This window comes from Streptomyces sp. NPDC098781 (assembly GCF_044759995.1).
GTDB lineage: Bacteria > Actinomycetota > Actinomycetes > Streptomycetales > Streptomycetaceae > Streptomyces.
The window spans coordinates 1-2,019 of the sequence record NZ_JBIWAK010000025.1; the positions used below are offsets into that span (position 1 = coordinate 1).

Consider the following 2,019-nt stretch of genomic DNA (forward strand, 5'->3'; position numbering starts at 1 on the left):
TGCGAAAAAAGGGCGTAAAATTGAGTGGTTAGAGTTTACGTTTGATGCTGAGAAACGCATTCACAATAAACGACAACCACAAATTGCGAATATAGATAAGCCACGACAATATATCAGTCGTGAAAAAACACCAAAATGGTTAGAAGAACGCACATATGAAAAACAAACACAAAATGAGTATGATCCACAATTAGAGAAAGAACGAGAAGCTTTTCTAAAAAAACTTCAGGTCGATTGGGAAGAATAATAAAAAAAGATAAGCTTTTACAAATAGTACATAAAGATGTATAATTTACTTAACAAGAATTTCATTTATAAACGCACCAAACCCCGAACTATTCGCCGTAGTTCGGGGTTTTTTGGTACATCGGCTTAATCGTCTATATTATTTTTTATCACGTTTATGGAGCCAATAGCCAAATAACGTGACTAGACAACCACTAACTGCCATTGTCATGATGTGAACAAGAATTTCATTCATAAAGCGCACCTCCCCTCTACGTCAAATTGACGTCTGAGGAATAGACGACTTCCCAATTATAACAAAACGCCTCTAATCTGTATGCAGGCATACAATATACATGCATACAGTATGCACGCATCATGTATGCAACACTTAGACTCTTGAGAACTGAATAAAGATACAAAATTTCATTTAATGAAAATACATGAAAACGCGTGAAAACAACGATGTATAAAATATGAATAATCGATAATCCAAACAACAAGAGACAAACGCTGAAATGACAGCGTTTGTCCCCTTTCTTTTGTCGTTATCTTCTATACACCTTATTTAATAGTTAACAATGATTGTAAAGATTTATATTTTATTATTCATTTGTTTTACGTTTGCGATTAACAAATAATGTCGCAAGTCCGCTTAAACCTAATATACTTGCAATGCTAGCTAATAATCCCTTGTTTTCTTGGTTTTCTTCACCTGTTTCAGGAAGTTCATTTGCACTGTGTTCAGTTTTTTCGCCATGTGTTACTTCTTTTTTATCTGGTGTTGTTTCAGTTGTGCTTGTTGTTATTGTTTTTGGAGTTTCAGTTGATTCCGAAGCAGAACCTTGACCATAACCATGTGCATGTGTCATAGCTGGTGTCATTGTAGCAGCTGTAATGGGTGCTACTGGACTTTTGCCATTGTGTTTACCGTCTTTTGATGTTGTATTGTGATTGCCTTTATTGTCAGTGTCTTTAGATGGTTCTGATTTTGAATCATCTTGACCATCATCTTTACCTTGGTGGTGATCATTTTTATCGGTTTTGTGGTGATCATCTCTGTCAGATTGATCTGGTTTTTTAGTATCATCATCTTTTGAACCTTTGTGATCATTTTTATCGGTTTTGTGGTGATCATCTTTGTCAGATTGATCTGGTTTTTTAGTATCATCATCTTTGTCACCTTTATGATGATCTTTGTCGTTATGGTCTTTATCTTTTTTGTGGTTATCTTGACCATCATCTTTACCTTGGTGGTGATCATCTTTGTCACCTTTATGATGATTGTCTTTACCGTCATCTTTTGGGTCGTCACTGTGATCTTTATGATCATTATCTGAAGGCTTTGATGCATCTTGGTGATCACCTTTATTTACGTTGGATTGGCTCCCACCATTTAAAATACCATTGCCTTTATTTGTGTTTGATTGATCAGCTTTTCCGCCTTCATTTTTGTTACCTTGTGAGCCACCATTAGCTACGCCATTACCTTGATGAGCGTTTGTTTGATCAGCTTTTCCGCCTTCATTTTTGTTACCTTGTGAGCCACCGTTAGCTACGCCATTACCTTGGTTGTCATTTTTTTGAGTAGCGTCGCCGCCTTCACTCTTATTGCCTTGCGCACCGCCATTTAGTACGCCATTACCTTGATGAGCGTTTGTTTGATCAGCTTTTCCGCCTTCATTTTTGTTACCTTGTAAGCCACCGTTAGCTACGCCATTACCTTGGTTGTCATTTTTTTGAGTAGCGTCGCCGCCTTCACTCTTATTGCCTTGCGCACCGCCATTTAGTACG

Annotated in this window: 2 protein-coding genes and 1 pseudogene; 1 reads left to right on the forward strand and 2 read right to left on the reverse strand. The window is 37.1% G+C overall.

Annotated elements, in window-relative coordinates; genetic code table 11:
* Positions 1–247 (forward strand): annotated as a pseudogene (locus tag ACIQWG_RS40790) (RepB family plasmid replication initiator protein); the annotation flags it as partial.
* A 138-nt stretch (positions 248–385) separates the two neighbouring features.
* Here the strand turns inward: ACIQWG_RS40790 and ACIQWG_RS40795 are convergent.
* Positions 386–481, reverse strand: coding sequence for a type I toxin-antitoxin system Fst family toxin (locus tag ACIQWG_RS40795; RefSeq protein WP_141755962.1), 96 nt, complete (start codon positions 479–481; stop codon positions 386–388).
* A gap of 349 nt (positions 482–830) precedes the next feature.
* Positions 831–2,019 (reverse strand): LPXTG cell wall anchor domain-containing protein (locus ACIQWG_RS40800; protein WP_404106216.1); only part of this gene is annotated, 1,189 nt, incomplete at its 5' end.